This window comes from Bradyrhizobium sp. NBAIM18 (assembly GCF_020193825.1).
GTDB lineage: Bacteria > Pseudomonadota > Alphaproteobacteria > Rhizobiales > Xanthobacteraceae > Bradyrhizobium > Bradyrhizobium yuanmingense.
Window position 1 is genome coordinate 1 of record NZ_JADYVO010000058.1, and the last position, 1,437, is coordinate 1,437.

A 1,437-nucleotide genomic window follows, 5' to 3' on the forward strand; every position below is an offset into this window, starting at 1 on the left:
CCGTGCTGGCGAAGACGCCGATGGTGGCGCCGAGCGTCGTGGTGCCGGTCGCCGCGGTGGTGCCGCCGGCCGCGCCGCTATACACGACGTTGCTGTTCGCCGTCGCGCTGGCGTAGGAGGTCGTGCCGCGCAGGTCGGCCGCCGTCGCACCGGAGATGGTGGTCGAGACGTTGGACTTGGTGGAGTAGCCGACGGTGGTCTGCAGCGCCTGGTTGGCGATCGACTTGGCGCTGTCGATCAGCTTCTGCAGCGAGGTGATGCCGGTGTTGGCGGCCTGCAGCACCTGCACGCCGTTGGCGATGCCGTCGAGCAGATTGTTGATGTCGCTGGCGCGGTTGTCGAGCGACTGGGCCGTGAAGAAGTTGGTGGGATTGTCCAGGGCCGAGTTGACGCTCTTGCCGGTCGACAGACGGCTCTGGGTGGTGGCGAGAAGATCAGCGGTGGACTGGAGGGAGAGCAGGTTCTGACGAACCGATGCGGAGAGGACGATACCGGACATTGAGTGTTACCCTTCTGGTACGCAACGCAACAAAACTTCGATTAGGATTAATCGATGGCCGGGACGGTGAACGTTGTGGGCTAACAAAGCATGAAGCGAGTCGCGCCAGTCCTCGTCCGGATTCACCATAAGGGCAGTACGGCCAGATGGGCTCGGCCCCTATCGTCATGATCAGATGATGTTTTTCATGCACCGATGAAGCGTTTGCTACTTGTCAACCATAACTCAGGGTGAGCAATTCGCCCGACCCGAAGGCATCGCCTCCATCGTGCCAGAGGGCATTCTGGTGCCGGCGCAAAAAGAAAGCGGCGGGGCCGAAGCCCCGCCGCCGGATCTTGCTTGCGATGTCGTCCGCGACTTAGCGGAGCAGTTGCAGCACGCTCTGCTGCGACTGGTTGGCCAGCGACAGCGCGGAGACCGCGATCGACTGGCGGGTCGACAGCGCCTGGCTGTTGGCCGCCTCAACATTGGTGTCGGCCAGGGTCAGGTTGGACGAGCCGGTCTGCAGCACGTTGATCAGGCTCTTGTTGAAGTCCTGACGAACCTGCACCACCGAGAGGTTCGAGCCGAGGCTCGAGGCCTGCGAGCGCAGCGTGCTCGAGGCGGCGTTGAGGTTGGTCAGCACCTTGTTGGTGGCAGCGTTGTCGATGAAGTCGACACCGCTGGTCAGCGAGGCGAGGCCCAGACCCTTGGAGTTGTAGGTCACGCCGGTGATGCTGAGGTTCGACTTGCCGGTCTCGTCGAACACCAGCTTGAGCTGGTCGCCGTTCAAGAGATTGACGCCGTTGAACGAGGAGTCCTGCGCGGTCGTGTCGATCTGGTTCAGGATGTTGTTGAACTGAGACACCAGATTGGCACGCGAGGTCTGCGCGACGACGTCCTGGACGGGGCTGGAAGCCGTCGAGAACGTCAGCGACGAGGTCAGCGTGCCGCCGATC

Annotated in this window: 1 protein-coding gene and 1 pseudogene; both read right to left on the reverse strand. The window is 62.7% G+C overall.

Going from position 1 to position 1,437, the window contains the following annotated elements:
• A pseudogene (locus I6F17_RS37375) lies at positions 1 to 499 on the reverse strand (flagellin); the annotation flags it as partial.
• 358 nt (positions 500 to 857) lie between these two features.
• A partial coding sequence (locus I6F17_RS37380; RefSeq protein WP_275970758.1) for a flagellin occupies positions 858 to 1,437 on the reverse strand: 580 nt, incomplete at its 5' end.